Source organism: Polynucleobacter sp. MG-5-Ahmo-C2 (assembly GCF_018687735.1).
Lineage (GTDB): Bacteria > Pseudomonadota > Gammaproteobacteria > Burkholderiales > Burkholderiaceae > Polynucleobacter.
The window spans coordinates 861,931-887,120 of the sequence record NZ_CP061304.1; the positions used below are offsets into that span (position 1 = coordinate 861,931).

Annotated in this window: 31 protein-coding genes and 1 tRNA gene; 18 read left to right on the plus strand and 14 right to left on the minus strand. The window is 44.9% G+C overall.

Annotation, left to right across the window (positions count from 1 at the left end; genetic code table 11):
- Nucleotide 1: 1 nt before the first annotated feature.
- Nucleotides 2-78, plus strand: a tRNA-Asp gene (locus C2740_RS04445).
- 49 nt (nt 79-127) lie between these two features.
- Here C2740_RS04445 and C2740_RS04450 read toward each other — a convergent pair.
- Nucleotides 128-979 carry a carboxylesterase gene (locus C2740_RS04450; protein WP_215294183.1) on the minus strand — a complete coding sequence of 284 codons (852 nt, stop codon included), beginning with the start codon at nt 977-979 and terminating at the stop codon, nt 128-130.
- A gap of 30 nt (nt 980-1,009) precedes the next feature.
- Between C2740_RS04450 and C2740_RS04455 the strand changes: the two genes are divergently transcribed.
- Nucleotides 1,010-1,498 carry a DUF4118 domain-containing protein gene (locus tag C2740_RS04455; protein ID WP_215294184.1) on the plus strand — a complete coding sequence of 163 codons (489 nt, stop codon included), beginning with the start codon at nt 1,010-1,012 and terminating at the stop codon, nt 1,496-1,498.
- Nucleotides 1,499-1,711: 213 nt separating this feature from the next.
- Here the strand turns inward: C2740_RS04455 and C2740_RS04460 are convergent, their stop codons facing one another.
- On the minus strand, nt 1,712-2,320 hold the full coding sequence (locus C2740_RS04460) for a hypothetical protein (protein WP_215294185.1): 609 nt from the start codon (nt 2,318-2,320) through the stop codon (nt 1,712-1,714).
- Nucleotides 2,321-2,470: 150 nt separating this feature from the next.
- Between C2740_RS04460 and hyi the strand changes: the two genes are divergently transcribed.
- From hyi to C2740_RS04485, 5 genes are all read left to right on the plus strand, one after another.
- Nucleotides 2,471-3,250, plus strand: coding sequence for a hydroxypyruvate isomerase (hyi, locus tag C2740_RS04465; RefSeq protein WP_215294186.1), 780 nt, complete (start codon nt 2,471-2,473; stop codon nt 3,248-3,250).
- Nucleotides 3,251-3,278: 28 nt separating this feature from the next.
- Entirely contained in the window at nt 3,279-4,178 is a 900-nt protein-coding gene (gene glxR, locus C2740_RS04470; RefSeq protein WP_215294187.1) for a 2-hydroxy-3-oxopropionate reductase, read from the plus strand.
- Nucleotides 4,179-4,187: 9 nt separating this feature from the next.
- On the plus strand, nt 4,188-4,775 hold the full coding sequence (locus C2740_RS04475) for a YqiA/YcfP family alpha/beta fold hydrolase (protein ID WP_215294188.1): 588 nt from the start codon (nt 4,188-4,190) through the stop codon (nt 4,773-4,775).
- Between the two features lie 79 nt (nt 4,776-4,854).
- Nucleotides 4,855-5,424, plus strand: a complete 570-nt coding sequence (locus tag C2740_RS04480) for an HNH endonuclease (protein ID WP_215294189.1) — start codon at nt 4,855-4,857, stop codon at nt 5,422-5,424.
- A gap of 44 nt (nt 5,425-5,468) precedes the next feature.
- Nucleotides 5,469-6,434, plus strand: coding sequence for a DUF3108 domain-containing protein (locus tag C2740_RS04485; RefSeq protein WP_215294190.1), 966 nt, complete (start codon nt 5,469-5,471; stop codon nt 6,432-6,434).
- Here C2740_RS04485 and C2740_RS04490 read toward each other — a convergent pair.
- The 6 genes from C2740_RS04490 to mltG form a co-directional block, all read right to left on the minus strand.
- Nucleotides 6,431-6,958, minus strand: coding sequence for an ion channel (locus C2740_RS04490; protein WP_215294191.1), 528 nt, complete (start codon nt 6,956-6,958; stop codon nt 6,431-6,433). The two genes, C2740_RS04485 and C2740_RS04490, sit on opposite strands and share 4 nt — an antisense overlap.
- 66 nt (nt 6,959-7,024) lie before the next feature.
- Nucleotides 7,025-7,735 (minus strand): ankyrin repeat domain-containing protein, encoded by a 711-nt coding sequence (locus C2740_RS04495; protein ID WP_215294192.1) that lies wholly within the window; start codon nt 7,733-7,735, stop codon nt 7,025-7,027.
- Complete coding sequence (locus tag C2740_RS04500; protein ID WP_215294193.1) at nt 7,732-8,523, minus strand: TatD family hydrolase; 792 nt, start codon at nt 8,521-8,523, stop codon at nt 7,732-7,734. The genes C2740_RS04495 and C2740_RS04500 overlap by 4 nt, the downstream gene beginning before the upstream one ends.
- A 31-nt stretch (nt 8,524-8,554) precedes the next feature.
- Nucleotides 8,555-9,628, minus strand: coding sequence for a DNA polymerase III subunit delta' (locus C2740_RS04505; RefSeq protein ID WP_251369701.1), 1,074 nt, complete (start codon nt 9,626-9,628; stop codon nt 8,555-8,557).
- Between the two features lie 69 nt (nt 9,629-9,697).
- Entirely contained in the window at nt 9,698-10,336 is a 639-nt protein-coding gene (gene tmk, locus C2740_RS04510) for a dTMP kinase (RefSeq protein WP_371818582.1), read from the minus strand.
- Between the two features lie 22 nt (nt 10,337-10,358).
- Nucleotides 10,359-11,426, minus strand: a complete 1,068-nt coding sequence (mltG, locus tag C2740_RS04515) for an endolytic transglycosylase MltG (RefSeq protein WP_215294195.1) — start codon at nt 11,424-11,426, stop codon at nt 10,359-10,361.
- A gap of 20 nt (nt 11,427-11,446) precedes the next feature.
- Here mltG and C2740_RS04520 point away from each other — a divergent pair, with 20 nt between their 5' ends.
- Nucleotides 11,447-12,424, plus strand: coding sequence for a folate-binding protein YgfZ (locus C2740_RS04520; RefSeq protein WP_215294196.1), 978 nt, complete (start codon nt 11,447-11,449; stop codon nt 12,422-12,424).
- Between the two features lie 12 nt (nt 12,425-12,436).
- The gene (locus C2740_RS04525) at nt 12,437-13,294 is read left to right on the plus strand and encodes an NRDE family protein (RefSeq protein WP_215294197.1); all 858 of its coding nucleotides are present in this window, start codon (nt 12,437-12,439) and stop codon (nt 13,292-13,294) included.
- Between the two features lie 3 nt (nt 13,295-13,297).
- Here the strand turns inward: C2740_RS04525 and C2740_RS04530 are convergent, their stop codons facing one another.
- Complete coding sequence (locus C2740_RS04530; RefSeq protein ID WP_215294198.1) at nt 13,298-13,789, minus strand: PaaI family thioesterase; 492 nt, start codon at nt 13,787-13,789, stop codon at nt 13,298-13,300.
- 55 nt (nt 13,790-13,844) lie between these two features.
- On the opposite strand from C2740_RS04530, the gene C2740_RS04535 reads away from it, so the two are divergent.
- From C2740_RS04535 to C2740_RS04555, 5 genes are read left to right on the plus strand one after another with little or no spacing between them, the layout of a single operon-like run.
- Nucleotides 13,845-15,311: a YdiU family protein gene (locus C2740_RS04535; RefSeq protein ID WP_215294199.1), complete on the plus strand. Its 1,467-nt coding sequence runs from the start codon at nt 13,845-13,847 to the stop codon at nt 15,309-15,311.
- 34 nt (nt 15,312-15,345) lie between these two features.
- On the plus strand, nt 15,346-15,756 hold the full coding sequence (gene msrB, locus C2740_RS04540) for a peptide-methionine (R)-S-oxide reductase MsrB (RefSeq protein ID WP_215294200.1): 411 nt from the start codon (nt 15,346-15,348) through the stop codon (nt 15,754-15,756).
- Between the two features lie 38 nt (nt 15,757-15,794).
- A complete protein-coding gene (locus tag C2740_RS04545) occupies nt 15,795-16,343 on the plus strand; it encodes a septation protein A (protein ID WP_215294201.1) in 549 nt (182 codons plus the stop codon).
- Nucleotides 16,340-16,624, plus strand: a complete 285-nt coding sequence (locus C2740_RS04550; RefSeq protein ID WP_215294202.1) for a BolA family transcriptional regulator — start codon at nt 16,340-16,342, stop codon at nt 16,622-16,624. Before C2740_RS04545 ends, C2740_RS04550 begins: the two co-directional genes overlap by 4 nt.
- A gap of 55 nt (nt 16,625-16,679) precedes the next feature.
- Complete coding sequence (locus C2740_RS04555; protein ID WP_215294203.1) at nt 16,680-17,471, plus strand: peptidylprolyl isomerase; 792 nt, start codon at nt 16,680-16,682, stop codon at nt 17,469-17,471.
- A gap of 21 nt (nt 17,472-17,492) precedes the next feature.
- On the opposite strand, the gene C2740_RS04560 is transcribed toward C2740_RS04555, so the two are convergent.
- The 4 genes from C2740_RS04560 to C2740_RS04575 all read right to left on the minus strand — a co-directional run bounded on the left by C2740_RS04560 (nt 17,493) and on the right by C2740_RS04575 (nt 21,224).
- Nucleotides 17,493-18,650 (minus strand): MFS transporter, encoded by a 1,158-nt coding sequence (locus tag C2740_RS04560; protein WP_215294204.1) that lies wholly within the window; start codon nt 18,648-18,650, stop codon nt 17,493-17,495.
- A gap of 13 nt (nt 18,651-18,663) precedes the next feature.
- Complete coding sequence (gene aroC / locus C2740_RS04565) at nt 18,664-19,779, minus strand: chorismate synthase (protein ID WP_215294205.1); 1,116 nt, start codon at nt 19,777-19,779, stop codon at nt 18,664-18,666.
- 53 nt (nt 19,780-19,832) lie between these two features.
- Nucleotides 19,833-20,288, minus strand: coding sequence for a CBS domain-containing protein (locus tag C2740_RS04570; RefSeq protein ID WP_215294206.1), 456 nt, complete (start codon nt 20,286-20,288; stop codon nt 19,833-19,835).
- A gap of 87 nt (nt 20,289-20,375) precedes the next feature.
- Nucleotides 20,376-21,224, minus strand: a complete 849-nt coding sequence (locus C2740_RS04575) for a YhjD/YihY/BrkB family envelope integrity protein (protein WP_215294207.1) — start codon at nt 21,222-21,224, stop codon at nt 20,376-20,378.
- Nucleotides 21,225-21,246: 22 nt separating this feature from the next.
- On the opposite strand from C2740_RS04575, the gene wrbA reads away from it, so the two are divergent.
- From wrbA to C2740_RS04595, 4 genes are all read left to right on the plus strand, one after another.
- Complete coding sequence (gene wrbA, locus C2740_RS04580) at nt 21,247-21,852, plus strand: NAD(P)H:quinone oxidoreductase (protein ID WP_215294208.1); 606 nt, start codon at nt 21,247-21,249, stop codon at nt 21,850-21,852.
- A gap of 5 nt (nt 21,853-21,857) precedes the next feature.
- A complete protein-coding gene (locus C2740_RS04585) occupies nt 21,858-22,247 on the plus strand; it encodes a DUF2069 domain-containing protein (RefSeq protein WP_215294209.1) in 390 nt (129 codons plus the stop codon).
- Between the two features lie 2 nt (nt 22,248-22,249).
- Nucleotides 22,250-23,665, plus strand: coding sequence for an FAD-binding oxidoreductase (locus C2740_RS04590; protein WP_215294210.1), 1,416 nt, complete (start codon nt 22,250-22,252; stop codon nt 23,663-23,665).
- A 92-nt stretch (nt 23,666-23,757) separates the two neighbouring features.
- The gene (locus C2740_RS04595; protein ID WP_215294211.1) at nt 23,758-23,943 is read left to right on the plus strand and encodes a hypothetical protein; all 186 of its coding nucleotides are present in this window, start codon (nt 23,758-23,760) and stop codon (nt 23,941-23,943) included.
- Between the two features lie 49 nt (nt 23,944-23,992).
- Here C2740_RS04595 and C2740_RS04600 read toward each other — a convergent pair whose 3' ends face one another.
- The gene (locus tag C2740_RS04600) at nt 23,993-25,186 is read right to left on the minus strand and encodes an MFS transporter (RefSeq protein WP_215294212.1); all 1,194 of its coding nucleotides are present in this window, start codon (nt 25,184-25,186) and stop codon (nt 23,993-23,995) included.
- Nucleotides 25,187-25,190 lie beyond the last annotated feature (4 nt).

A 25,190-nucleotide genomic window follows, 5' to 3' on the forward strand; every position in this document is an offset into this window, starting at 1 on the left:
TGGAGCGGTAGTTCAGTTGGTTAGAATATCGGCCTGTCACGCCGAGGGTCGCGGGTTCGAGTCCCGTCCGTTCCGCCAAGACAATTAAAAGCCCCCTGAGTCAGGGGGCTTTTTTATTTCTAAGGCATTACAGTGTGCGCGTGCGAAGTGCCTTGGGGCTCATGTCTAAATAGTAATTATCTATACCAAGATTTCCACCCTTAACTCTAGCTAAGAATCGTAAAGTCTCGTTCAATACGATTTCTCTCTCGTTATCAATGGTGACTATGTGATAGCTATTGCCCAGCCAAATTGTTCTACGAAGATCTGATTTGACTTTAGATAATATCTTTTCTGCAGACCATACCGAACATGTGTCATCCTCAACGGACTGTATTAATAGGAGTCTAGAGTTAATTAAATTCAGATTTTTTGTGGTGTAAGCCATGAGCTTATTGGCTTCATACAAATGCCTTGCGGTGATCAGTGGTGCGCCTACCTCAGATAATTCATGGGACTTAAATTTGTCACGAATGCGGCGTCGTAGCTCGAGATTTTTGATGCCAAAAGGCTCTCTCTCCGAATACTCCCAATTTCGGATTCCCAGGCTGTATGCAATATTGAGTAGAAATCGATACCACGGCACAGACCAACCGTCATAACGCAATACCGGTGAATAGAGCGCAATTGAAGAAATATCAGACCTTTGTGTGGCAATCGCAAGTGCGAAGGTAGCGCCCATACTGATGCCTGCTAAATTGATGGTTTTATATTGAAGCTTGTGATCGTCTATGCAATTGTGAACTTGGCTAAGCCACTCTTCGTAGTTATCTGCAGGACTTCCATAAAGGTAACCCTTGATTTCAGGAACCACGGTATTAAATCCGTTAGTACTTAGAAAGCTGGGAAGTTGGCCTAATTCAAGTCCACCACCATTCAAACCTGGAAGTAAAATGGTGATGCTGTCGCTTGTGGCGCCTATTTCATTTCTATGGGGCATGTCTTACACTGTCGTCAATATAGTTATGCCATGAAGCATACACCGTCCAAGGAATCCATGAAACACAATCTTAATGCTTATCGGTGGTGTCCCAATAAGGGGCAGGGCTACTTAAATGCGTGCGTCGGTGTATTTTTTGCTTTTTGCATTCGCTTAAGCCTTCAGCCACATATCGAGGAGGCGCTACCTTTGTTTTTCTTTCAGATCAATACGATTGTGATTGCCTTCTTTTTTGGGGTTGGTCCAGCATTACTCACTTTGGTGTTAAGCATCCCATTAATTTCCTATTTTTTTATGGCACCTTATATGAGCTTTAGTGTTGTTGATTCCAGGGATATAACAACACTAATTGTTTATATAACCTACACATTACTTGTAAGCTTTTTGGTTGAGTGGTTGCGTCGCGAACAGTACAACGCAAAGATGGCTATTTTAGTAAGCGAATCTCGTTTCAAGCTGATGGTCGAAGGTGACACCAAAATACGAGAGCTGCTTAAAAATTCCCCCCCACAAACCTGAATAACTAAGGCCTTTTAAACCTTCCGATTCTGCCCCTTATTGCTGATAGCTGAGAGCCGGTTAAGTTCAGCAGAGGGGGTCACCATAAATTGAGATTGAGTGATCTCATCTGAACCTCACCTTGTGGTGTTAGCACAATGTGAGGTGTAAGGAGTCAAAATAATGCTAATAAGCAGTTGTTAATCAAATAGCTTGTGCAGCATTCACTACAGCTTACTTTTTTGGAGTTGTTATAGAGGCCGCCATTGCATCGTAATAAATGACCTTAACTTGTTCGCCAACATTAACATCAGCCAAGAGAGCTGGGTTTTTAACGGTTACAGTGGTAACTTTGCCGCTAGGACCCTTAACAGAGACAAGTTTCTTATCGCGGTCTACGGCAACGATATCGGCAATGATGGTTGTTTGATTGGCAATGGTTTCAGAAGGCTTTTCATTTGCCTTTGATTTGGTGACCGTATTAGTTTCTACCTTGCTACGAATGCCATCACTCTTGGTTTTAATCAGTTCAATTGCAACGGCCAATTCATAAGTCACGTTAACTCGATCACCTTTCTTAATTTGATCGAAATTGGTGATTTCTGGACCTGCGACAAATTTAGATTCACCTTCTTTATTTTTGAAGGTAATGGTACGAGTCTTTTTATCAATCTTGACTACGTTACCTTCATATAGCTGGTAGCGGTTGTCCACTACAGCCGCATCGATCACCATTGGCTTGGCGGAACCGGTATCAGCAGGTTTCGTTTGCGCCACTACTGAAAATGAAGTGGCCAATATAGTTGCTATAGCTAGCGAAATGGTGGTGGATTTAAGATTCATTATTTTCCTTATGAATAATTAACGCTGATTAAGATATTAGCTCACTTTTATCATTTTTTAGTCTTTAGAGTGCTAATGCGGTATTCGGACCAATGCCCTCATCTTTGTTAAGATTATTGTCTTATTCCGGAAACTCAAGAAGGGCCTTAAATGCCTCAATTTGCTGCAAATTTGACAATGTTATTTACAGAAGCGCCTTTCTTGGAGCGCTTTGAGCGCGCCTCTCAAGCGGGATTTAAGGCGGTTGAATTTCTGTTCCCATATCCATATTCAGCTGCTGAAATTAAACAGAAGTTAGATCAGCACAACTTAAGGCTAGTCCTTCATAATTTGCCGGCTGGTGATTGGGATGCCGGGGAGCGTGGAATAGCTTGTCATCCAGACCGAGCTGAAGAGTTCCGTTTGGGGGTTGCAAAAGCGATCGAATATGCCAAGGTTCTAGGCGTTGCGCAATTGAATTGTTTGGCAGGCAAAGTTCCTGCAGGTGCAGATCAAAAATTATTTCATGACACTTTTGTGGCTAATTTGAAATATGCGTCCGCTGAGTTAAAAAAATCCAATTTAAAGCTACTTATTGAGCCAATTAATACATTTGATATTCCTGGATTCTTTTTAAATACAACACAGCAGGCGCTAGATATTATTAAAGAGGTTTCCTCTGATAATCTCTTTGTGCAATACGATATCTACCATGCCCAGCGTATGGAGGGTGAATTGTCCAATACTATCGAAAAGAATCTCAAGCAGATCGCCCATATTCAGCTAGCTGATAATCCCGGCCGCAATGAGCCTGGCACTGGTGAAATTAACTATGCCTATCTTTTCAAATTCCTTGACAAGATTGGCTACTCAGGTTGGATTGGTTGTGAATATAAACCTGCGACTACGACAGAAGCAGGTTTAGCTTGGATTCAGAAATTAAATTCATAAAATTAAAGCAAATATAAAAGGAGATGAAATGAGTGCGAAATTAAAATTAGGTTTTGTTGGTCTCGGTATTATGGGCGCCCCTATGGCGGGCCAACTTATTAAAGCAGGACATGAGGTTTTTATTCATACTAGAAGTAAGGTTCCACAGGAGCTAGCCTCATCTTCAGCTATTCAGTGTTCTAGTCCCAGCGAGGTCGCTGAAAAGGCAGACATTATTTTTACGATGGTGCCAGATACGCCCGACGTTGAAAAAGTCTTGTTCGGTGAGAAGGGCGTCGCATCTGGCTTATCGAAGGGCAAGGTTGTTGTTGATATGAGCTCAATCTCACCCATTGCCACCAAAGAATATGCCAAGAAAATAAATGCTTTGGGTTGCGACTACTTGGATGCCCCAGTTTCTGGCGGAGAGGTTGGAGCTAAAAATGCCACGCTATCGATCATGGTCGGTGGTGATGAAGGAGTATTTAATAAGGTGAAGCCCGTTTTAGATTTGATGGGTAAGAATATCAATTTAGTGGGTGGTAATGGGGATGGTCAAACTGCCAAAGTCGCAAACCAAATCATCGTAGCCTTAAATATTGAAGCTGTTGCTGAGGCGCTTTTATTTGCAGCCAAAGCAGGCGCTGATCCCGCCAAAGTCCGTCAAGCATTAATGGGCGGCTTTGCGAGCTCAAAAATTCTTGAGGTGCATGGTGAACGCATGGTGAAGCGCACATTTGACCCGGGCTTTAGGATTGAGTTGCATCAGAAAGATTTAAACCTCGCACTCAATAGCGCTCGTGCTTTAGGCGTTTCACTGCCGAACACCGCCACTGCTCAAGAGCTTTTCAACTCTTGCTCGGCTCATGGTGGCAAAGCCTGGGATCATTCGGCGATGGTGAAGGCTTTAGAAAAATTAGCCAACTTTGAAATTGGTCAAAAAGCCTAAGATCTAAATATGGCATCAACCCTCTTGGTGTATTTGCATGGCTTTCGCTCTTCCCCTAGATCCAGTAAGGCTGTGATGACCGGTGAGGCCATCAAGGCCTTATCGACAGTCAATAACCCTATTGAATGGTATTGCCCGCAGTTATTGGCTTCACCGCAGAACAGTATGGATATGGTTACAGAGCATATTCATCTGTCTAAGGCCGATCATATTGTTGTCATCGGTTCATCGCTGGGCGGATTTTATGCAAACTATTTGGCAGAAAAGTATGGCTGCAAAGCGGTTGTCTTAAATCCGGCCGTTCGTGCTGCCAGGGAGCTTGCCCCCCATGTGGGAATGATGACGTCCTATGACAATGACGAGCCATTTGATTTTCGCCCTGAATATATTGATGAGCTAAAAGCCTTACAAGTTGAAAGGATTTCTAATCCTAGCCGTTACTTTTTGATTGCAGCAAAAGGAGATGAATTGCTTGATTGGCAAGAAATGACGGAGTTCTATCAAGGCGCCAAGCAGCTTGTCCTTGAGGGCAGTGATCATGGCATTGCCGACTATGCAGACCATCTCCCAGCAGTTTTGGAGTTTATATCTCCCTAGATGATTGATTGACACATATTTCTTCTGTAAGATAAGTTAAACGATTGATGGCATCGCCTAGGTCGAGAAAGGAGAGTTTGTGCTGAGCATCTTGAAATTAGACGCTGGTGGAATTCCCCAGGGTTGGGTTAACGCTGAAGAAGCAACCAAACACTACGCTGATAATAGTGTCTTATGGACACTGGGCGACCCCATCATGAAAATGCGGGGCGGCATTTCTAGGGCTAGCGGCTTGCAGTCCGTCATTGAACTTCATTCGATTATTGCTATCAAAGGTAGTGCGAAGATTAATTTATTCGATGTTGTCCCGGTGATCACAAAACATAAACTCTTTAAACGTGACCGCGGTCTTTGCGCTTATTGTGGAGATGTAATTCATGAGAATCAGGCTGAGGCAGAGCACATTATTCCCAATAGTCGTGGCGGAAAATATTCCTGGATGAATTTAGTGATTTCTTGCAGGCCCTGCAATCAACACAAGGGTAATCGCACTCCCGAACAAGCTGGCATGGCTCTGTTGTACACCCCTTATCTGCCAAGTTTGTACGAAGATATGATTCTTAAAGGGCGCAATATTCTAGCTGACCAGATGGATTTCCTGGCGGCTAATTTGCCCAAGAATAGTCGTTTACTTGAGAGTGCTCTCTGAGCTCAGAGTCAGAGCAAGTTACGCAGTCTTACTCTAGTAGTTTGATGCACTCAAAATCGTTGCGGATGATTGTGGTAGCGCTGGTTTTATCGCTGCTTGGGCATCTCATTTTATTTGTTGGCCTACCTTTTCTTTCCCTTGGCTCTGCTCCAGAAATTGCAGATGACCTCATTATTAGAACTGAGTTGAAACTTGAGCCGCCTAAGAAAATTCAAATGGCGAAGACTCCCAAAAAGAAATTAAACAAAGAAGATTCTAGTGCGAAGTTAGAAGATCCAAAAAGCCTGGTAGCGGGAGCACAGGGTGGGGCCTTTAATCAATCGGGAGTGGCCTTCAAACTACCAGAGTCGGGAATCATTTATTACGACTCTTACGTCGATGGCCAAAAGTATCAGACTGGAGAAATCGACTGGATTGTTGATGGAAATAGCTATCGCCTATATGTCAATATCCCCTATGCTTTCGTCGGCCCATTTGTATTTGAATCGAGGGGAACCATTGATGCATACGGTATGGCCCCCTCTATTTATTGGTCGCAGCGTGGCACAAGGCCACCACGTTATTCTCGATTTGATCGACATTCAACTGGAGGAGGACAGATGTTCTTCTCAGAAAAGCCAGAGTTCACGCCAGCCATTCCCCCTGGAACTCAAGACCGATTCAGCCTCATGTTCCAGATTGCTTCATTGCTAAACGGGGATAGCAAAATTGATGAGGCTGGAAGTATTCGTGCATTGCCGGTAGTTGATTACAACACGGTTGAAATGTGGCAATTTAAAAGTTATGGTGAGGCTATCTCCGAGGATATTCCGACCCTGGGAAGGTCTGTTAACCGTCATTACGCTTTGATGCAGCGTGAAAATGACCCCTATAAGCGCCAGGTGGACATTTGGTTAGCTAAAGATCTCGAGTGGCTGCCGGGCAGAATTCGCTCCCAGGAGGCTAGTGGCAGGGTTCTTGAGCTTGTTTTTAAGCAAAAGAGCCCCATACCGCCGACAGCATTGCCCTAAAAACCCGATCCTGATTTGGGGTTTTGATTTGAGTGTCCGAGCAGAGCCACCATCATTGAATATAGGGCCGCTCCAGACATGGATACTGCAAAGATTCCTGTAAACGAGATAATAATGGGCAAAATTCTCCAGTGCTCGGTCAGGGTGTAATCGCCATATCCTACAGTTGTATACATTTCGCCTGCGAAGTAAAAGGTCTGTGGATTTGTTGGAAATACCTTAAGGGCCACGCAAATATAGGCCCAAGCGATGATTTCTACGAAATGGGTTGCAATAATGAGCAAAATCGCGATAAAGTAAGAAACAAAATTGGCGCCATAGATCCGTTTATTTTCTAGCTGCTGATCAAGCCAATGAAAAGCGCCAGCAATCGACAAAACGATCATGCCGTGAACCGTAAGCATGAAGCAAGCCAGAAGCAACACAAACCAAATTTGCCCATTGCCCATATCCATATTAATTTCGCTGAAGAGTGTTGCAAAGCTGGGAAGGTCTGCATTACGGAAAAGGTCTATTAGGAACATGGAAATTCTGAGTGAAGATTACAAAAATATCTTATTTGACATAATAATGATTATACGCAAATATACCTATGGGGATTTCGCTGGTGAGGACTTCATGGCCCGTTGATATGGCGTCTTGTAAAGCTTAAGCCATCGAGATCTTAAGCCATCTCCTATCCAAGGTTTATCGTAAATATCTGCAATATCAATAGCGCTTAATCCCAGCGCATTACGAAGTTGTAAGTCTGCTCCTTGATCTAAGAGCAGCTTAACCAGTTGCTCATTCCCAGACTGCACTGCCATCATCAGAGGCGTTGTATTGTTTAAGCTTAAGGAGTCTACCGTAGCGCCATTAGCTATCAAAAACTGGGCAACTTCCAGGTGTCCTTTGGTGCAGGCGTAATGCAGCGGAGTCCAGCCTATGTGGTCAACCATCGCTTTTTTCTTGAGCACAAGAGTTTTCACCAGAGGCAAATTACCTTGAATAGATGCAATCATCAACGGAGTTTCACCGCTTTTATTGGATAAATCTACGTCAATTTTTGGGTCATTTATCAGTAAATCAATCACATTCGCCGAATTGTCTTTGATAGCCAAAATCAGCATAGGATTGCCATTTGCATCTACGGAATTGGGGTTTGCACCCTTAGAGAGTAAGTTTTTAACCTCAGCAACATCATCAAATTTTGCCGCTTTTGCAAAATCAGCTATTTGACTAGTGGTCTGTGCTTGAGCATGTTGGTTTAAGGCGCCCACGCAAGCAAAAATAAAAAGTAATTGGTTAAACTTTATTCTCATGAATAAGTTCTATCTATATGAAAACATTGGTAAAAATTAGATGAAGTTTGATTTGCAAGCTCCTCAAGCTCTAGCCCTTTGAGGTCGGCAATGAATTCGCCAACTTTCGCTACCCAGGCTGGTTCATTAATCTTGCCGCGGTAGGGAATGGGCGCCAAATAGGGAGAATCTGTTTCAATGAGCATCCTCTCTAATGGTACAGCCTTGCAGGTTGCCTGCAGGTCTTTAGCGCTTTTAAAGGTCACAATCCCTGAAAAGGAGATGTAAAAACCTAAGTCCATAGCTGCTTGCGCTACCTCTAGGCTTTCAGTAAAGCAATGCATTACACCGCCAATTTTTTCAGCGCCCTCTTCTTTTAGTATCTTGATCGTATCCTCTGATGCAGAGCGAGTGTGGATGATCAGGGGCTTTTTAGAGGCTATGGCTGCTCTGATGTGGGTCCTAAATCGATCGCGCTGCCACTGCATTGATTCATAACTGCGATCACCCATACGGTAGTAATCAAGACCAGTTTCGCCAATGGCAACAATTTTGGGGTGCTTTAGCGCAGTCTCGACCAGGAAATCATAACTGGGCTCAGGCGTGTCTTCGTAGTCTGGATGAACCCCTACAGAAGCGTACAAATGAGGGTGCTCCTCGGCCAGCTTGAGGACATTGGGAAAGTCAGGCAAGTCTACGGAAACGCACAAGGCATTGCTAACCTTTGCGGACTCCATGTTTGCCAATACCTCTGGCAAGCGAGACTGAAATTCTGGGAAATCGAGATGGCAATGGGAGTCTATGAACATGACTGGCTATTTTAGACTGCCTAAGCCTAATTTAAGTCTCAAATACCTGTTGGTATTGGGAAAGTAAGGCCTCTAATTGAACGCGGTTCGCCAAGGGGTGATTCTCATGGCGACGGGCTTGAACCAGGGATTTCCAAAATTGATGAAGTTTTGGGATCTTTGCTGTTTGAGATAGACCCCTCAAGGTGGAGAGATGCTTGGGGTAATAACGAGGGTTGCCGCCTTGTGAAACGGCTTGCAAATCTGAAGTCCAACGTTGCATTGCCGCTAATAAATAACTGTATTGAGCTTTGTGGATCTTTTCTGCAGCATCTAACCAATTTATCCGCAAACCCTGGGACATTGATTGGAGCAAATAGCGCGAAGCCTGAATAGAAATCGTTAACTCATCTTTCTCATCCTGATTATTTCTGGCAACCAGGAAATCCAGGACAGAGTATGGCGCCCCACCCTGTTCATCGTAAATGGTTTCTATATCAGCGTCATTGACTTTAAGACCGCCAACTTTCGGCAATTCTGTACGTAACCAGGCCAAACCTTGCTCCCGATCAGGTCGTGGTGCAGTAAGCAAGCGACAACGAGAGCGAATGGTTGGCAAAACACGATCCACGCGATCAGCCAACAAGATAAAGATGGTATTTGCTGGCGGCTCTTCCAAGGTTTTCAGCAAAGTGTTCGCTGAATCTGAGCGTAACATTTCTAAAGGGTAAATCAATATCACGCGATTACCACCTCGGTGCGAGCCAATAGAGAGGCTTTCAATGGCGCTGCGAGTCTCTTCAATAGAAATATTTTTCTTTTCCTTTTTTTCGCTAGACTCACCATCGGAATCGTCACGAGAGGATTTACCTTTTTTTGGCGCCTCATCGCTGTCATAGTTTGCATGCGGCAAGAGTTTTCGATGGGTTTCAGGCAAAAGGGCAATAAAATCGGGATGGTTGCCAGTGTTAAACCAATGGCAGGCCTCACATTGATTACAAGGGCATGAGGCTTCGAGAGCGCCTTCGCACAAAAGAGACTTTGCAAGCTCAATGGCAAATGCGAACTTACCAATACCCGATTGACCATGTAACAGAATCGCATTTGGGCAATTGGCAAAATCCATGCTATCCCATAATGGTTGCAACCATGGGGCCACACACCTTTCATGCACTAGAGACATCGAGTCATTCATTTAGATGTTGAAACCCAAATTCTTTAAGCCATTCCAAATGGCATCCGGGGTTTGAGTGGCATCTACTAGGTGAAAACGCTTGGGATCTTCCTTGGCCCGACGGAGGTATTCTTGGCGAACCTTTTCAAAGAAGTTCAAATCCATTTTTTCAAACTTATCTGGAGCACGCACTTTAGACCTGCGGGCTTCAGCAACCTCGCCTGGTAAATCAAAAAGGATCGTTAAATTAGGCTGCAACAAAGACCCATTTGCTCGGCCTTGAACCCAATGCTCAAGTTCATTTAATTTATGTAGGCTTAAGCCCCGGCCCCCACCCTGATAGGCAAAGCTGGCATCAGTAAAGCGATCAGAGATCACAATTTTCCCAAGCTCCAAGGCAGGCTCTATTACCTGAGCGATATGTTCGCGACGCGCAGCAAACATTAATAAGGCTTCCGTTTCAAGATTCATCGGCGCATCTAATAAAAGCGCCCTGAGTTGTTCGCCTAAGGCTGTTCCACCAGGTTCGCGTGTCATCACTACTTCACGATCGGGGTAGCGTGCTTGCATCAGCTTTTGAAATGACTCAATATGCGTGCTTTTACCGGCGCCATCAATACCTTCAAAGCTGATGAAATATCCTGGATACATTGATGTCATATGGGTAAGAAATTCAATCTTATTAATGGGATGTTGCTTTTGATTTACGCTGATACTTATCTACTGCTGCCTCATGTTCATTTAAGCTCTGCGAAAAATGACTGGATCCATCCCCTTTGGCCACAAAAAATAGAGCATTGCTTAAAGCTGGATGTGCTGCTGCCTGTATAGAATCTTTGCTAGGCATGGCAATGGGTGTCGGTGGCAATCCCTTACGCATATAAGTATTGTAGGCACTATCCCTGCGAAGGTCTGCTTTACGCAAATCACCGTCGAATTTTGGCCCAATACCGTAGATCACTGTCGGATCAGTTTGAAGTATCATGCCCTTATTTAATCTATTGGTAAAGACAGCCGCAATCAAACCTCGATCGCTAGAGCGCCCTGTTTCCTTTTCTACAATCGAAGCCAGTATCAAGAGCTCATATGGTGTTTTTATGGGTGAACGGCTTTCTTTCTGAGACCAAGTTTGGCTCAATTGCTTTTGCATAGCCTGGGAAGCTTGGCGATAAATGCTGATATCAGGCTCATCTGGATCGAAGACATAAGTATCCGGTAGAAAAATACCCTCTAAGCCCGGGTAATTGAGATTAAGAGTTTGCATTAGTTCATTGGCACTCATCCCCTTGGTTTGATGAATCAATGCGGGGTGTGAATCAATCAAATTTCTTAATTGCCAAATCGTCATACCAGGAATGATGGCAATACTCTCCTTGACCCTATCGCCTCTGGAAAATTGAAGAAGAATCGCTCCTAAGCTGGCGTTATTTGGTAAAAGGTAGGTGCCTGGTTTTAACTTGGATGCAACAAATAAGGCTCTAGCAGCAATCTGAAATGGTATTGAGGGCGTTGATATCCCCTGTTCTTGTAGTTGCTGAGAGATGCTAGCGAGTCCAGATTGCGGTTTGATTTTGATTTTATATGCCGGCAAATCACCAACATTTGGCTTGGACGGCACTACAGGCCAAAAAAATAAGGCACCGTAGACAAGCCCAATCATCGTAAGAATTCCATATAGCAAAGCCCTAAAGCCTTGACTATGTGTTTTTTGATTAGGAAAACGACCTCTTCCCTGAATTTTTCTGCTCATCAGGCTATGATAAAAGGGTCATGATGAATAAGCCCAAAAACCCACCAAATCAAGCAACTTTGCCCCAGTGGGGACTAATTTTTATTGAAGGTGAAGATGCTGCTAGTTTTTTACAGGGCCAGCTCAGTAATTCAGTTTTGGGCTTGAATCGCAGCTTTCCACCGCAACTCGCACAGGCTTATGGCTCAGTAAGGTTGACCGGTTACTGCAGCCCTAAAGGGAGATTGTTGGCAAGTGCCTGGCTGGGGCTTTTTCCAAGCGATGAGCATTCCGCAGATCGTTTTGCGCTATTCATTTCAAGAGATATTGCGGCAACAACAGCTAAGCGTTTGTCCATGTTTGTTCTGCGCTCGAAAGTTAAAGTAGTTGATGCTTCATCCGAATGGGATATTTTTGGATATTGTGCTAACCCTGAAGATCTTCAACATCTGACTGCAGAGCTTGGTCAGATTGGAATGCGTTTGCCTGATGTCTTCACTCAAGACCAAATCTATGCGCGTGCCTTGATCGCACAAAAAAATAAAGATCTAGATAAATCCCTAAATAATGATTCTACGCAATGGGATCATCTTGAAGTAATGAGCGCCATTCCAAGAATCGTTCAAGCAACGCAGGAACAGTTTGTACCGCAAATGATCAATTTCGAATCGGTTGCAGGTGTCGATTTCAAAAAAGGTTGCTACCCTGGACAAGAAATCGTAGCTCGCAGTCAATATCGTGGCGCCATTAAAAGACGTCTGCAATTGGCTCATACTGCAAAAAATTCCTTAGGCGAGCAATCGATCGCCCCAGGCGTAGAGCTTTTTCACAGCGGTGACCCAGACCAACCAACCGGCATGGTAGTTTTATCCTCTTACGCTCCTCAGGACCTTAATAGAATCGATTTTCAGATTGAATGCAAACTAGAGGCGCTCGAAAGTGGGGAAATTCATCTAGGAAGCACAGCAGGACCTGTGTTAAAAATAGATACATTGCCTTATCCATTGATCGAAATCTAAACTTTTACCGATATGTGCCTCATTCTCTTCGCCTGGAAATCACATCCCGACTATCCATTGGTAGTTGCGGCTAATCGTGATGAGTTTTATGAGCGCGATACCGAAGGAATCTCTTGGTGGCCAGAACACCCTCATATATTGGCTGGCAGGGATCGTGCAGATGTATTGGGAAGTCCAGGCACATGGTTAGGTTTTAGTAAAGCCGGTAAATTTGCAGCCCTCACCAATGTGAGAGCGCCAAGTGAAAAAAATCCTGATTCAAGAACGCGTGGCGAACTTTCTTTGATGTATCTTGCCGGAAAAGATGGCCCTGCTGGCTTTATTCAAGAGAATGTGAAGCGCTTTCAAAACTACAACGGCTTCAATCTCTTGATGGCTGACCTGAGTAATCCTGAGAATGCTGAGATGCATTGGGTGAGCAACCGGATGATGATGGGGCAAAATATTCGCCCACGCAAGGTCTTTCCTCATCAACCTTTGGAAGCTGGTGTTTATGGGCTTTCTAACGCTATGCTAGATACCCCATGGCCCAAGGTAAATCATCGTGTAGCTGCATTCGCACAAACGCTGGCTATGGATAGCGGAAGACTTAAGAATGCAGATCAATATCTAAAACTGTTGTCTGACACTCACTGCGCAAGTGATCATGAGTTACCGAATACAGGGGTGAGTCGCGAGTGGGAAAAAGCCCTTTCACCCGCTTTTATTAAAACGGATACTTATGGCACCCGCTCAAGTACTGTCTTAAGGGTTCGCAAAGATGGTCAGTTTGAAATGGTGGAGCGTCGATTCGATGCTACTGGCACAGTTGGTCACGACGTCATTACAGGCGCTTTGAGTGTTGCGCCAGGCTCCAACCTTTCGGTTTAATACTTAATCGTTTATCTCACCACGCAGGTCGTCGTTTACAACTCGACTCCCATCAGCATTGCGAGTGGCTAGGCGCTTTAGGTATTTAAATGTCCCCGTAGCCATGCAACAAATTTCACCCTGATCGTTATAAAGCTTTGCCTCACAGAAAGCCATCGTCGCTGTACTACGCACGGTATCAGCCTTAACACGCAGTATTCCGTTAGCAGCCTGCATAAAATTATTTTTCAATTCAATCGTGACGACACTGCGATCAGCTGGATCACCTGATCTGGCTGCCACAGCCATGGCAACATCCATGAGCGTTAGAAGAACGCCACCATGAGCAACCGCCCAGGTATTGGTATGTTCGGGCTTTAGGGCGAGGAGAATCTCGCCTTTGCCCATTTCAGCGCTGAGGCACCGAACCCCTAGCAATTTTAAAAATGGGACATTTAATTCCTCGCCTAAATTGGCAAGCTGGGTTTGTGGGTTGGTTTGGACTTGTTTGTTCATAGTGGGATTTTAGTAGCTCAAACGCCGTTTGGGAATTGCACCTAGAATAGTTCTTATGGCCTTTACTTTAAGCGGCGATGACGCCATTCAAACTCTACAACCAAGTCCAATACCAGAGCCTTACTGGGTGGCTTTTTCCGCCTCAGCGGCAAAATTAGTCAATATAGCGCTGAAGGATGATGGTTACCCACAAGATGATGCGTGGCTAGACGCATTGGCGGGCAATGCATTAGAGACCCAATCTTTGAAGTTTTCTAACCCGATTGCCACTGTTTATAGCGGACATCAATTTGGCGTCTGGGCTGGACAACTTGGTGATGGGCGCGCCATTCTTTTGGGCGATATCAACGGTCAAGAGTTGCAATTAAAGGGGGCAGGTAAAACGCGTTATTCCCGCATGGGCGACGGCAGAGCCGTCCTTCGCTCCTCCATTCGAGAATTTCTATGTAGTGAAGCGATGCACGCCTTGGGCATCCCAACAAGTAGAGCCCTTGCGGTAGTCGGATCCGACTTACCGGTACGACGGGAAACGATGGAAACAGCTGCAGTGTGCGCCCGTTTGGCGCCAAGCTTTATCCGCATCGGTCATTTTGAACACTTTGCATCAACCCAAAATATTGTTCAATTAAAAGAATTGGCCGATCTTTTGATAGACCAGCACTACCCCGATTGTCGTGACAGCAAAAATCCTTATTTGAACTTGTTCCAAAAAATCTGCGAACGGAACGCTAAGTTGGTTGCCCGGTGGCAAGCTGTCGGCTTTTGTCATGGTGTCCTCAATAGCGACAACATTAGTGTCTTGGGACTCACCATCGACTATGGCCCTTTCGGCTTCTTAGATCAGTTTCAAGTCGACCACATTTGCAATCATAGTGATCAAGGTGGGCGCTATGCCTACCATCGCCAACCTCAAATCATGCATTGGAATATGGCTTGTTTAGCCAGTGCCTTTATTCCGCTACTGGAATTAGCTCATTCTGAAGCGGAGTCCCAGGAGCTTTTGAGCAATGCCCTCAGTGAATTTCCAGTGATCTATGGGCAGTCTTGGCAGGCGTTATTTAGGCAGAAACTGGGTCTGGAGTCGACACGCGATAATGATATCGAGTTGATTGAAAGACTGCTCAAGGCCATGCATGACTCAAGGGTGGATTTTACGAATCTATTTCGAAAGCTTGCTAACATTAATACCAACGCCCCTGTGAGCGAAATCAAATTGCGTCATGACTTCATTGATCGAGACTCGATTGATCAATGGTTTAACGATTACATTGCACGCTTGAAGGTGGAATCGACTGTTGACGCTGATCGTAAATCTAAAATGAATGGTATCAACCCGAAATACCTATTGCGCAATCATCTTGCTCAGGTAGCTATTGAAAAAGCCCAGCAAAAAGATTTTTCTGAAGTGGCTAGGTTGCTGCAAATTTTGGAGAATCCTTTTGATGAGCAAGAGGAATATGAGGAATATGCAGTTCCACCATCCCCAGATTTAGCAGCCATTGAAGTGAGCTGCTCTTCTTAAAGCTATATTGCGCATTCAACTTATCGGAGTTTTTATGAAAAAGACAGATCCAGAATACAAAGAAATGCTTAGCGATATTGAATATCGAGTAACAAGAGAAGCCGCCACCGAAAGACCTTTCTCTGGCAAATATTGGGATCATTGGGATAAAGGTAGATATACCTGTATTTGTTGTGCAACCCCCCTTTTTCTATCTGAAACGAAATTCGATGCTGGCTGTGGATGGCCCAGCTACAACAAACCAGAAGAGGAATCTGCTATTAAGGAAATTAAAGATACCAGCCACGGGATGATTCGTACCGAAGTGCGTTGCGCCCATTGCGATGCCCATCTTGGCCATGTCTTTGAAGACGGACCCCACCCTACCGGTTTACGCTATTGCATTAACTCTGCATCCCTTGGTTTTGAACCAAGCGCTAATGCAAAACAGACAAACGAGTCTTAAATACGGTCTAAAAACCAAATAGCTGGATAATCTCTTTTATGAAATTTTTATTCGACCTATTCCCCATCATTCTGTTCTTTATTGCCTTCAAATTTGGCGATATCTACACCGCAACAATTGTTGCTATGGTTGCGACCATTGGACAAATTTTGTGGGTTTACTATCGCCACCGCAAGATTGATGCCATGCAATGGATCAGCCTGGCAATGATTTTGGTATTTGGCAGTCTGACCATCTTTTTGCATGACAAGACCTTTATTCAGCTAAAGCCAACTGCCCTTTATTGGTTATTTGCGGCGGCCCTATTTATTAGCGCTCAATTCTTTGCAAAAAATTGGATACAGGTCCTCATGGGCAAGCAGGTAACACTCAAGGCAGAAAGTGCACATTCTGTTTGGCACCGCCTGAATATGGCTTGGGCTGCATTCTTCTTTCTGATGGGTGTGCTGAATCTCTATATCGCCTTTGAATATTCTGAAGAAACTTGGGTCAATTTCAAATTATTTGGTAGCACAGGCTTACTAGTAGTCTTTGTCATTATTCAAGGTGTTTGGTTATCTCGCCATATGGAGCATCCATCTGAATGAGTATGAATAAGGCACGCATTGCGTTGTTTGAGCAAGATTTACATCAATCCTTTGCAATTCTGCATCTTGCGATTGAAGATGAAAGCCATTTGCATGCTGGGCATGCTGGTGCTGCCAGTGGCGGAGGTCACTTTAAGCTCACGATTGTGGCTCCAGAATTTAAGGGCTTAGGTCTATTGGCAAGACATCGCGCTGTCTACGCTGCCTTAAATCGGCACATACCACAAGAAATTCATGCTTTAACTATTAACGCCTTATCCCCGGAAGAGTCCAGTAACTAGCACTGCTTTACAGTAGCATTTATCCTTTGAACATTTATTAAATTATTTGCACACCATGTTGAAATTCCAGTCCTTACTCACTATCAGCTTTTTAGCAAGCCTACTCTCGACTAATGCGATCGCCCAGAACGCTGTCATTGTGAATGGCAAATCGATTCCAAAATCCCAATTGGACAAATTGGTTCAAAAAACAGGAAGACCTGACAGCCCCCAAGTGCGCGATCAAGCGCGTGAGATGCTAGTAACCCGTGAGTTGATATTGCAAGAGGCTGACAAGCGCGGAGTGATTCAAAAAGAATCAGTACGCGATCAATTGGAGCAAGCTCGTGTTGGTGTTTTAGTAGCGGCTGTTTTTGAGGACTACGTCGAAAAGGAAGGCGTTGCCGAATCAGACCTAAAGGCTGCCTATGAAAGCGTTAAGGATCAATATACCGGCAAGGAATACCACGTGGAGCACATACTGGTTGAGAAAGAATCAGATGCCAATGCGATCATTGCTCAGCTTAAGGCCGGTGCGAATTTTGAAGAATTAGCCAAGGCGAAATCCAAAGATCCCGGATCGGCTAAAAATGGTGGTGATCTTGGCTGGGTCTCTGATAAATCTTTGGTCCCTGAGTTCTCAAAGGCTATGGTTCAGCTCAAAAATGGCCAAACTAGCGATAAGCCCGTGAAATCTCAATTTGGATATCACATCATCAAAATGGTGGATGCTCGTGATGTGAAGGTGCCCAGTTTTGAAGAATTGAAAGATCAACTGAAGCAAATGATTGCATCGGACCAAAACTGGCAAAAAACCAAGTTCACTGAAATGATGCAAAAACTTCGTGCTAAGGCAAAGATTCAATAAGGCAAAAAAGCTTTAGTTACTTTATTTGCTTGGCTTGCTGCGTGGCCTGAGTTTCTGAATTGCCATGCCTGCCAAGCCACAGGCAAAAGCAGACATCACAAACACATCACGCGGTTGGGATGCTTCCCAAATCCAGCCCGCGCACAACCCGCCCAATGTTCCGCCTAGACCATAAGATACGGTAGCCATCAAAGCCTGACCTCTAGCTTGCAAGGGTCCCGTAAACCAGCGTTGTAGTAATTTAGTGGCAGCACTGTGGTGGGCTGCAAAAGTACCGGCATGCATTATTTGCGCAAAAATAAGTACCGATGTGATGGGAAGAAATGCAATCAGAATAAAGCGCACTACCCCAATACCAAACGCTGCTTGAAGTACAACTTCAGCATCTAAACGACTGAGCACTTTACTTTGGAGGTAAAAGAAAATCACCTCAGCAAATACTCCTAAGGCCCAGAACAATCCAATTTGGAATTTATCGTAACCAAGATCAGCTAGATAAAGTGAATAAAAAACATAGAGTGCCGCATGTGCAAAAACCATAAAAAAGCCAGATAGCAAAAACCAGCGGACATCTGGATTAAAAAGTATTGTTAGTAATTCACCCTTCACCATTTTGCGACGTTCCACTTTGGGTTCATGCAACAGGAAAGTCACTAGGGCTAGGGCTAACAACACAATAGTGCCAACAATAGGATAAAGCTCTATCGACTTACGCTGAAAGAGTTCGCCAGCCGCCAGTACCATGAAGATGAAACCTAGAGATCCCCATAAGCGCAAACGTCCGTAGCGTTTGTCGAAAGAATTGTCTTTGAACAGAGCATGAACAGTAGCTGACTCTCCCAGCGGCATGAGGCTACTAAGGATGGTGTGAAGTACAAACATCCAGATGAAGAAGCTGACATAGCTATGCAGAAAGTAAATAGATAAAAAAACAATTGCCGCACAACAGGCGCAGACACGAATAATGCCAATGCGATTTGACAGAAAATCAGAGAGCCAACCCCATGAGAATGGACCAACAATACGGGTAATTTGGAGCATCGACATTAAGACGGATATTTCGATGACGCTAAATCCTCGATCCAAAAAGAACAGGCTGGCATACGGGGAAACCAAGCCAACATAAGCAAAATACAAAAAGAAAAAGGACCCGAAGGCCCAACGAAGTGAAGGCGTCATGTCAAAACAGTCATCAGTCTGTTTGCGATCCCGGCCGAGCTGCGGGAATAGGTTTGGTAATCACTTGAACGTCAGAACACTGAGCGCGATGACGTAATGCATGATCCATGATGACTAGGGCCAGCATTGCCTCAGCGATTGGCGTGGCACGAATACCAACGCAAGGATCATGGCGGCCTTTGGTCTGAACGGTGATCGGCTTGCCATCCAAGTCAATGGATTGCTTTGGACTCATGATGCTAGATGTGGGCTTAATTGCAATAGAAACCCGCAAATCTTGGCCACTACTAATGCCGCCCAAGGTGCCGCCTGCATTATTGCTAGCGAAGCCATCGGCATACATTTCATCTCCATGGGCACTCCCACGTTGGGCAACGGATTTAAAGCCTGCCCCAATTTCAACACCCTTGACGGCATTGATACCCATCATGGCATGCGCAATATCTGCATCCAATTTATCAAAAAGAGGTTCACCTAAGCCAATCGGCACATTACGCGCGCGCACCTCAATGCGTGCTCCGCAGGAGTCCCCTGCTTTACGCAGTTCATCCATATAGGTTTCAAGCTGAGGAATGATCTCAGCATTGGCAGCGAAAAATGGATTCTTCTCAACTTGAGATAAATCTTTAAGTGGAATTTCAACTTCGCCCAGTTGACTCATATAGCCATAGAATTCGGTGCCATATTGTTCATGCAACCATTTTTTGGCGATAGCTGCCGCCGCAACAACGGGTGCAGTTAAACGTGCAGAAGATCTGCCACCACCACGCGGATCACGAAAGCCATATTTATAGTGATAAGCATAGTCAGCATGACCAGGACGGAATGTTTGTAAGATATCCCCGTAATCTTGGCTGCGTTGATCTGTATTGCGTATCAAAAGCCCAATAGGCGCACCCGTTGTCTTGCCTTCGAAAACGCCAGACAGTATCTCTACCTTATCTTCTTCTTTGCGTTGGGTGACATGACGTGAGGTCCCTGGCTTACGACGATCAAGGTCTAACTGGAGATCAGCCTCCGATAAACTCATGCCCGGAGGGCAGCCATCAACTACTGCCCCAATAGCGGGACCGTGAGATTCACCAAAAGTGGTAACGGTAAAGAGGAGGCCTAATGTGTTTCCTGACATAGCTACATTATGTCATTTGTCAGGAATGTGGACTCAACACAAGCCCTTAAAGACTAGTTAGCAGCCTTTTCTGTGTCTTCTGGCCAGTCTCGAATGTATGCCTTTAGCATGGTGTTTTCAAAGTCTTGAGCTTCAACTACCGACCTGGCAACATCGTAAAAAGAGATGACGCCCATCAGCATTTTTTGGTCAACCACAGGTAAATAACGTGCGTGGTCAACTAACATCATGCGACGCACTTCATCTATTTCGGTTTCCATATTGCATGTCAAGGGCTTTTGATTCATGACATGGCGCACTTGAAGATCATCAATTTTTCCATGGTGTTTTGCTAAAGCGGCAATCACTTCGCGGAAAGTCAAAATACCCACAAGCTTGTCGTACTCCATCACTACCAAGGAGCCAATATCATGTTCGCTCATCACCAATACAGCAGTCTGCAGTGCAGTCTCGGGAGCCACAGTAAATAATGTGCTGCCCTTTACGCGCAATATGTCACGAACTTTCATCTGGTCTCCAAAAACAGTGCAATGTGTTTGCTGATAGCTTCAATATATCCCCAAGACCTCTTTCAATCAAGGTCTAGAGAACATCTTTTAGTAACGAATAACCCTAATGACCCCACTACGAATATCGGGTAAATTTGCCACTAATACTGCTCCAGCAAGCGTTATCCACCAAGTCATATAGATCCACAATAGTCCCAATGGGAAGATGGCGAAGGCTCCATAAACTGTCTTATAGAAGGCGGTATGACTTAGGAAAATAGCATAGCCAAACTTCATCACTTCAAAACTGAGGGCGGCGAACAATGCTCCTGAAAAAGCATCTGACCAGAGTATCTTGCTGTATGGCAAGGCTTTGTACACCACGGTATAAACAACAATTGCTAAAAAAATCGGAGCAATTGCAGCCATCAGGCGAAAACCAAATGAGATTGCCTTAATCCAACCTTCTGAGGCGCTAAATAATATTCCGCTCAAATAAATACCCAAGCCTAATAGTACTGGCCCTAAAAAAGTAGCCGCAGCGTAGATGACGACCTTATTAAAAATGGGGCGGCGCTCTTGTACTTTAAAAATTTGATTAAATGCAGCTTCAATCACAGCCAAAGTCATGATGGTGGTGATAACCAAACCAATCAAACCAACAAAAGTTAATCCCCGTGCCTTAGAGGAAAATTGGTCTAGGTAGATAAAGACCTGCTGGTTTAAGCCACCGGGCATATAGGTATCCAGCAACCAGGTTCTAAATGCATTTTTAATCTGAATGACGCTTGGAAGATAACCAATCAAGATGGTCGCAATGGTGAGCATTGGCACCAAAGATAAGGTGGTTGTAAATGCCAGACTAGCGGCAATTTGGTTTAGATTAAGGTCGCGATTGCGCTCCCAGAGCTGTTTACCCAGAGCAAGCCATAATTGGGGGTTACGAATAAGGCGCATCGCCGTATCATAAGAGAAGAATATGAGCCAACCCGAAATTTTAGTTTTGTACTACTCCCGTTATGGTGCAACCAAGGATTTAGCACGCCTGATAGCTGAGGGCATCGAAAGCGTTCCTGGAGTGAGCGCCCGACTGAGGACGGTTCCAGCAGTCTCTGCAGTTTGTGAAGCCATAGAAGCTCCCGTGCCAAATGAAGGCGCACCTTACGTTGAATATTCAGACCTAGAAGAATGTATTGGATTGGCATTAGGCTCCCCCACACGATTTGGTAATATGGCCGCCCCCATGAAATATTTTTGGGATGGCAGCTCCTCCGAATGGCTTAACGGCGCTCTGATTGGCAAACCCGCTTGTGTCTTTACCAGCACAGGCAGCATGCATGGTGGGCAAGAAAGTACCTTACTCACCATGATGATTCCTCTTCTGCATCACGGCATGATGATTGTTGGTTTACCCTACAGTGAGCCTGATTTAATGTCTTCCAATACCGGAGGCAGTCCTTATGGAGTTACTCATCTAGCACACGCAGATGGTAGAGCCCCCATTAGCCCAGAAGAGCAGCGTTTAGCAAAGGCGCAAGGTAAGCGTTTGGCAGAAACCGCACTAAAACTCATGCAGAACAAATAACGCAGATGCTAAAGAAGCTCCTCGAAAAGAATCCCTACCAACTGCTGGCAACTGCAGCCTTTGTGGATTTATTTATTCTGTGTATTTGTTGGGAGTGGTTTATCTCTCCCCTTCGCCCTGGCGGTTCTTGGCTCATATTGAAAGGCGTTCCATTGCTCTTTGCTATTCCTGGCCTATGGAAAGGCAAGGTCTACACCATGCAATGGGCTTCCATGTTAATTCTGCTCTACATCACTGAAGGTTTGGTGCGTATTCTCGAAACGGGTACAAACTTTTGGATGGCTGTTTTAGAGACGGTCTTAGCCACAACCGGCTTTGTTTGTTTGCTGATTTACATAAAACCGATTAAGCAAAAGGCAAAAAGTTTGGCCATGAAAAAAGCGCAGGCTGATTAAAAATGCAAAGCTTGTTAGATCAATTTGCTGCGGCATTGGGCAAGCAATATGTTCTTACTGATCAGCGGGATAAAGCGCCTTACCTCACCGATTGGCGTAAGCGTTACACCGGCAAGGCCCTAGCAGTTCTTTTGCCGAAAACGACCGATGAAGTCTCTCATATTGTGAAGCTGTGTGCTGCTAGCAATGTTGCGATTGTTCCTCAGGGTGGTCATACTGGATTTTGTGGTGGCGCCACCCCCGACAGCAGCGGTCAGCAAATCATTCTCAACCTCAAGCGGATGAATCAAATTCGGGAGATTGATGTTGCCAACCAAACTATTACCCTTGAAGCAGGTTGCATCTTGCAAACTATTCAGGAAAGCGCTGCAGCGCAAGATTTTCTATTTCCCCTGAGTCTTGGTGCAGAAGGCAGCTGCATGATTGGCGGTAATTTAGCGACCAATGCTGGCGGCACAAATGTTCTACGCTATGGCAATACAAGAGATCTATGTCTCGGGCTTGAGGTTGTTACCGCTCAAGGTGAAATCTGGAATGGCATGAAGGGGTTGCGCAAGGATAATACTGGCTACGATTTGCGCGATCTTTTCATTGGCTCCGAAGGCACGCTAGGAATTATTACTGCTGCCGTCATGAAGCTCTATCCATTGCCGATCTCTCAATGGACAACTCTGGTTGCCACAAAGGATATTGCATCCACCATTGCCCTTCTCAATCTCTTTCAGAAACGAGCCACCTCATTGCTCACCGGTTTCGAAATGATGACCCAAGAATCTCTAGCCTTAAATGAAAAGCACTTCCCGCAAATGGCTAACCCATTACCCGGTCACCCACCCTTGACTGTACTTATTGAACTTTCTGATCATGAGAGTGAGGAGCATGTACGAAAGCTCTTAGAAACAGTTCTAGAGGAAGCCTTTTCAGCGAACCTCATTAACGATGCCATCATCGCCAGTAATTTGAGTCAGGCAAACGCTTTTTGGCAGATGCGCGAGCACATCACTCTGGCGCAAGCTGAAGAAGGTGCCAACCTGAAACACGACATTACTATTCCCCTGTCATTATTAGATACCTTTATTCAGGAAACTGATGCACTCATTAGGGCAAGCTACCCCGGTGTACGGATCATCAATTTTGGCCATTTAGGCGATGGCAATCTTCACTACAACATCGCCCCACCCCCCGGCTCTGACCCTAACTCCTTTAATTTGGCTAATGAGAAAGCCATTCATGAGCTGGTTTACGCACAAGTTGAGCGTTGCCAGGGTTCAATATCGGCGGAACATGGGGTTGGACAGCTCAAACTGGATGGTCTAAGGGCACATAAAGGCGCTGTGGCACACGACCTGATGAAGACCCTGAAAAGGGCTCTAGACCCGCAAAATATCCTGAATCCTCATAAAGTGGTCTCAATTTAGGGTCTATTACTCAAAATATTTGTTCATTATTCGACTATCTATGTCATCTCTACTGAATTCTGGTGCGTTGTATGACCATGGAGGTGACAAATATGTCAACAAGACTCAAACGTTGGGCCCGCACTATTCAACAAATCGACTTGTCCAATAGGACGCCTGAAGTGGCTATCGGCTACTTGGATAGCAAGTATCGTGATATCGCATGGCGTTACATCCGCATCTTAGGCTTTGAACGCACTATCAGCTTCATGGCTAGCAACAATTTCCACCCAGAGTAAGGGTGAAGATTAAACCCTAAATACTTGAATTATTTAGGGTTTTTTGCTTTTATAGAGTTTCACTTGCCACTATTTTGGGTTTGAAGACCCAAAATACCAAGAGCAATACCGCTAGACCAGAACATAGCCCTGAAAACAGGAATGCCGATGTCGGGCCGGTAGATTCATATAGCCAGCCAAATATTAGCGATGCTGGCAAAAGCATGATTCCCGAGCATAAGTTAAACCACCCAAAAGCAGTGCCCGTTAAGCCCTTGGGCGCCAAATCCGCTACTAGAGCTTTTTCTACACCCTCAGTGGCGGCTTTAAACAGGCCGTATAGGGCAAATATTCCAAAGAGCCATGCGATGGTGAGGTCTGAATAACTCATTGCGGTGTAAATCAGGGCATAAGCTCCCCAAGCAATTGCAATAAAGTACTTGCGACTAAACCGATCTGATAAAGCCGATAATGGTGTCCCAAAGACCGTTGTAATCAAGGAAATGCAGGCCCACAAGAGAGGTATTTGTTCTTGAGGAACACCCAGCTCTCTTGCCCTTAGCAACAGAAACATGTCCGAAGAATTGCTTAGTGCAAACAACCCCACAGCAACTAGATAACGCTTAAATTCAACTGGCATCCCGTTTAGTGACCAGGTGAACCTCGTAGGTCCTGATGTGAGTTTTTCTCGTGGCGGGTCTTTAAGACAAAGCGCCAGACCAACGGTAATTGCCCCGGGTATAACAGCCCAAAGAAATATCTCTTTTAAAGGGACATTGATGGCTAGTAAATATGCAGCCAGTAAAGGACCTATTACTGCACCTGCGTTATCCATGGATCGATGCAGGCCATAAGTAATGCCACGATGGGATGCGGGCACACTTTCAGCCAATAAGGCATCACGCGGAGAGCTTCTTAAGCCTTTGCCGAGTCGGTCTGTAAAGCGAATCAGCAATACCCCGAGCCATGAACTAGCAAAGGCAATGAGTGGCCTACCCATACCTGCAAGCAAATAACCAAACACAATCCATACCTTGGTATTTTTAGTTCTATCAACGATGACGCCGGAAACAAGCTTGAATAAGCTGGATGTAGCTTCAGCAACGCCCTCAATAATGCCAATCGCCTTTGGTCCCGCCATTAAGACTGATGCTAAATAGAGTGGCATTAACGGATACAGCATCTCACTTGCTGAATCGTTTACAAGACTAATAAACCCGATTAACCAAACAGTTTTAGGGAGGGAAGAGAGAGTCTTAAACATGCTC

What these genes read in the sequence shown, in the direction of transcription:
- C2740_RS04450 (WP_215294183.1), bottom strand. Translation starts at nt 979, where the DNA reads ATGCCCCATAGAAATGAAATAGGCGCCACAAGCGACAGCATCACCATT.
- C2740_RS04455 (WP_215294184.1), top strand. Translation starts at nt 1,010, where the DNA reads ATGAAGCATACACCGTCCAAGGAATCCATGAAACACAATCTTAATGCT.
- C2740_RS04460 (WP_215294185.1), bottom strand. Translation starts at nt 2,320, where the DNA reads ATGAATCTTAAATCCACCACCATTTCGCTAGCTATAGCAACTATATTG.
- hyi (WP_215294186.1), top strand. Translation starts at nt 2,471, where the DNA reads ATGCCTCAATTTGCTGCAAATTTGACAATGTTATTTACAGAAGCGCCT.
- glxR (WP_215294187.1), top strand. Translation starts at nt 3,279, where the DNA reads ATGAGTGCGAAATTAAAATTAGGTTTTGTTGGTCTCGGTATTATGGGC.
- C2740_RS04475 (WP_215294188.1), top strand. Translation starts at nt 4,188, where the DNA reads ATGGCATCAACCCTCTTGGTGTATTTGCATGGCTTTCGCTCTTCCCCT.
- C2740_RS04485 (WP_215294190.1), top strand. Translation starts at nt 5,469, where the DNA reads ATGCACTCAAAATCGTTGCGGATGATTGTGGTAGCGCTGGTTTTATCG.
- C2740_RS04490 (WP_215294191.1), bottom strand. Translation starts at nt 6,958, where the DNA reads ATGTTCCTAATAGACCTTTTCCGTAATGCAGACCTTCCCAGCTTTGCA.
- C2740_RS04495 (WP_215294192.1), bottom strand. Translation starts at nt 7,735, where the DNA reads ATGAGAATAAAGTTTAACCAATTACTTTTTATTTTTGCTTGCGTGGGC.
- C2740_RS04500 (WP_215294193.1), bottom strand. Translation starts at nt 8,523, where the DNA reads ATGTTCATAGACTCCCATTGCCATCTCGATTTCCCAGAATTTCAGTCT.
- C2740_RS04505 (WP_251369701.1), bottom strand. Translation starts at nt 9,628, where the DNA reads ATGGATTTTGCCAATTGCCCAAATGCGATTCTGTTACATGGTCAATCG.
- tmk (WP_371818582.1), bottom strand. Translation starts at nt 10,336, where the DNA reads ATGACATCAATGTATCCAGGATATTTCATCAGCTTTGAAGGTATTGAT.
- mltG (WP_215294195.1), bottom strand. Translation starts at nt 11,426, where the DNA reads ATGAGCAGAAAAATTCAGGGAAGAGGTCGTTTTCCTAATCAAAAAACA.
- C2740_RS04520 (WP_215294196.1), top strand. Translation starts at nt 11,447, where the DNA reads ATGATGAATAAGCCCAAAAACCCACCAAATCAAGCAACTTTGCCCCAG.
- C2740_RS04525 (WP_215294197.1), top strand. Translation starts at nt 12,437, where the DNA reads ATGTGCCTCATTCTCTTCGCCTGGAAATCACATCCCGACTATCCATTG.
- C2740_RS04530 (WP_215294198.1), bottom strand. Translation starts at nt 13,789, where the DNA reads ATGAACAAACAAGTCCAAACCAACCCACAAACCCAGCTTGCCAATTTA.
- C2740_RS04535 (WP_215294199.1), top strand. Translation starts at nt 13,845, where the DNA reads ATGGCCTTTACTTTAAGCGGCGATGACGCCATTCAAACTCTACAACCA.
- msrB (WP_215294200.1), top strand. Translation starts at nt 15,346, where the DNA reads ATGAAAAAGACAGATCCAGAATACAAAGAAATGCTTAGCGATATTGAA.
- C2740_RS04545 (WP_215294201.1), top strand. Translation starts at nt 15,795, where the DNA reads ATGAAATTTTTATTCGACCTATTCCCCATCATTCTGTTCTTTATTGCC.
- C2740_RS04550 (WP_215294202.1), top strand. Translation starts at nt 16,340, where the DNA reads ATGAGTATGAATAAGGCACGCATTGCGTTGTTTGAGCAAGATTTACAT.
- C2740_RS04555 (WP_215294203.1), top strand. Translation starts at nt 16,680, where the DNA reads ATGTTGAAATTCCAGTCCTTACTCACTATCAGCTTTTTAGCAAGCCTA.
- C2740_RS04560 (WP_215294204.1), bottom strand. Translation starts at nt 18,650, where the DNA reads ATGACGCCTTCACTTCGTTGGGCCTTCGGGTCCTTTTTCTTTTTGTAT.
- aroC (WP_215294205.1), bottom strand. Translation starts at nt 19,779, where the DNA reads ATGTCAGGAAACACATTAGGCCTCCTCTTTACCGTTACCACTTTTGGT.
- C2740_RS04570 (WP_215294206.1), bottom strand. Translation starts at nt 20,288, where the DNA reads ATGAAAGTTCGTGACATATTGCGCGTAAAGGGCAGCACATTATTTACT.
- C2740_RS04575 (WP_215294207.1), bottom strand. Translation starts at nt 21,224, where the DNA reads ATGCGCCTTATTCGTAACCCCCAATTATGGCTTGCTCTGGGTAAACAG.
- wrbA (WP_215294208.1), top strand. Translation starts at nt 21,247, where the DNA reads ATGAGCCAACCCGAAATTTTAGTTTTGTACTACTCCCGTTATGGTGCA.
- C2740_RS04585 (WP_215294209.1), top strand. Translation starts at nt 21,858, where the DNA reads ATGCTAAAGAAGCTCCTCGAAAAGAATCCCTACCAACTGCTGGCAACT.
- C2740_RS04590 (WP_215294210.1), top strand. Translation starts at nt 22,250, where the DNA reads ATGCAAAGCTTGTTAGATCAATTTGCTGCGGCATTGGGCAAGCAATAT.
- C2740_RS04595 (WP_215294211.1), top strand. Translation starts at nt 23,758, where the DNA reads ATGTCAACAAGACTCAAACGTTGGGCCCGCACTATTCAACAAATCGAC.
- C2740_RS04600 (WP_215294212.1), bottom strand. Translation starts at nt 25,186, where the DNA reads ATGTTTAAGACTCTCTCTTCCCTCCCTAAAACTGTTTGGTTAATCGGG.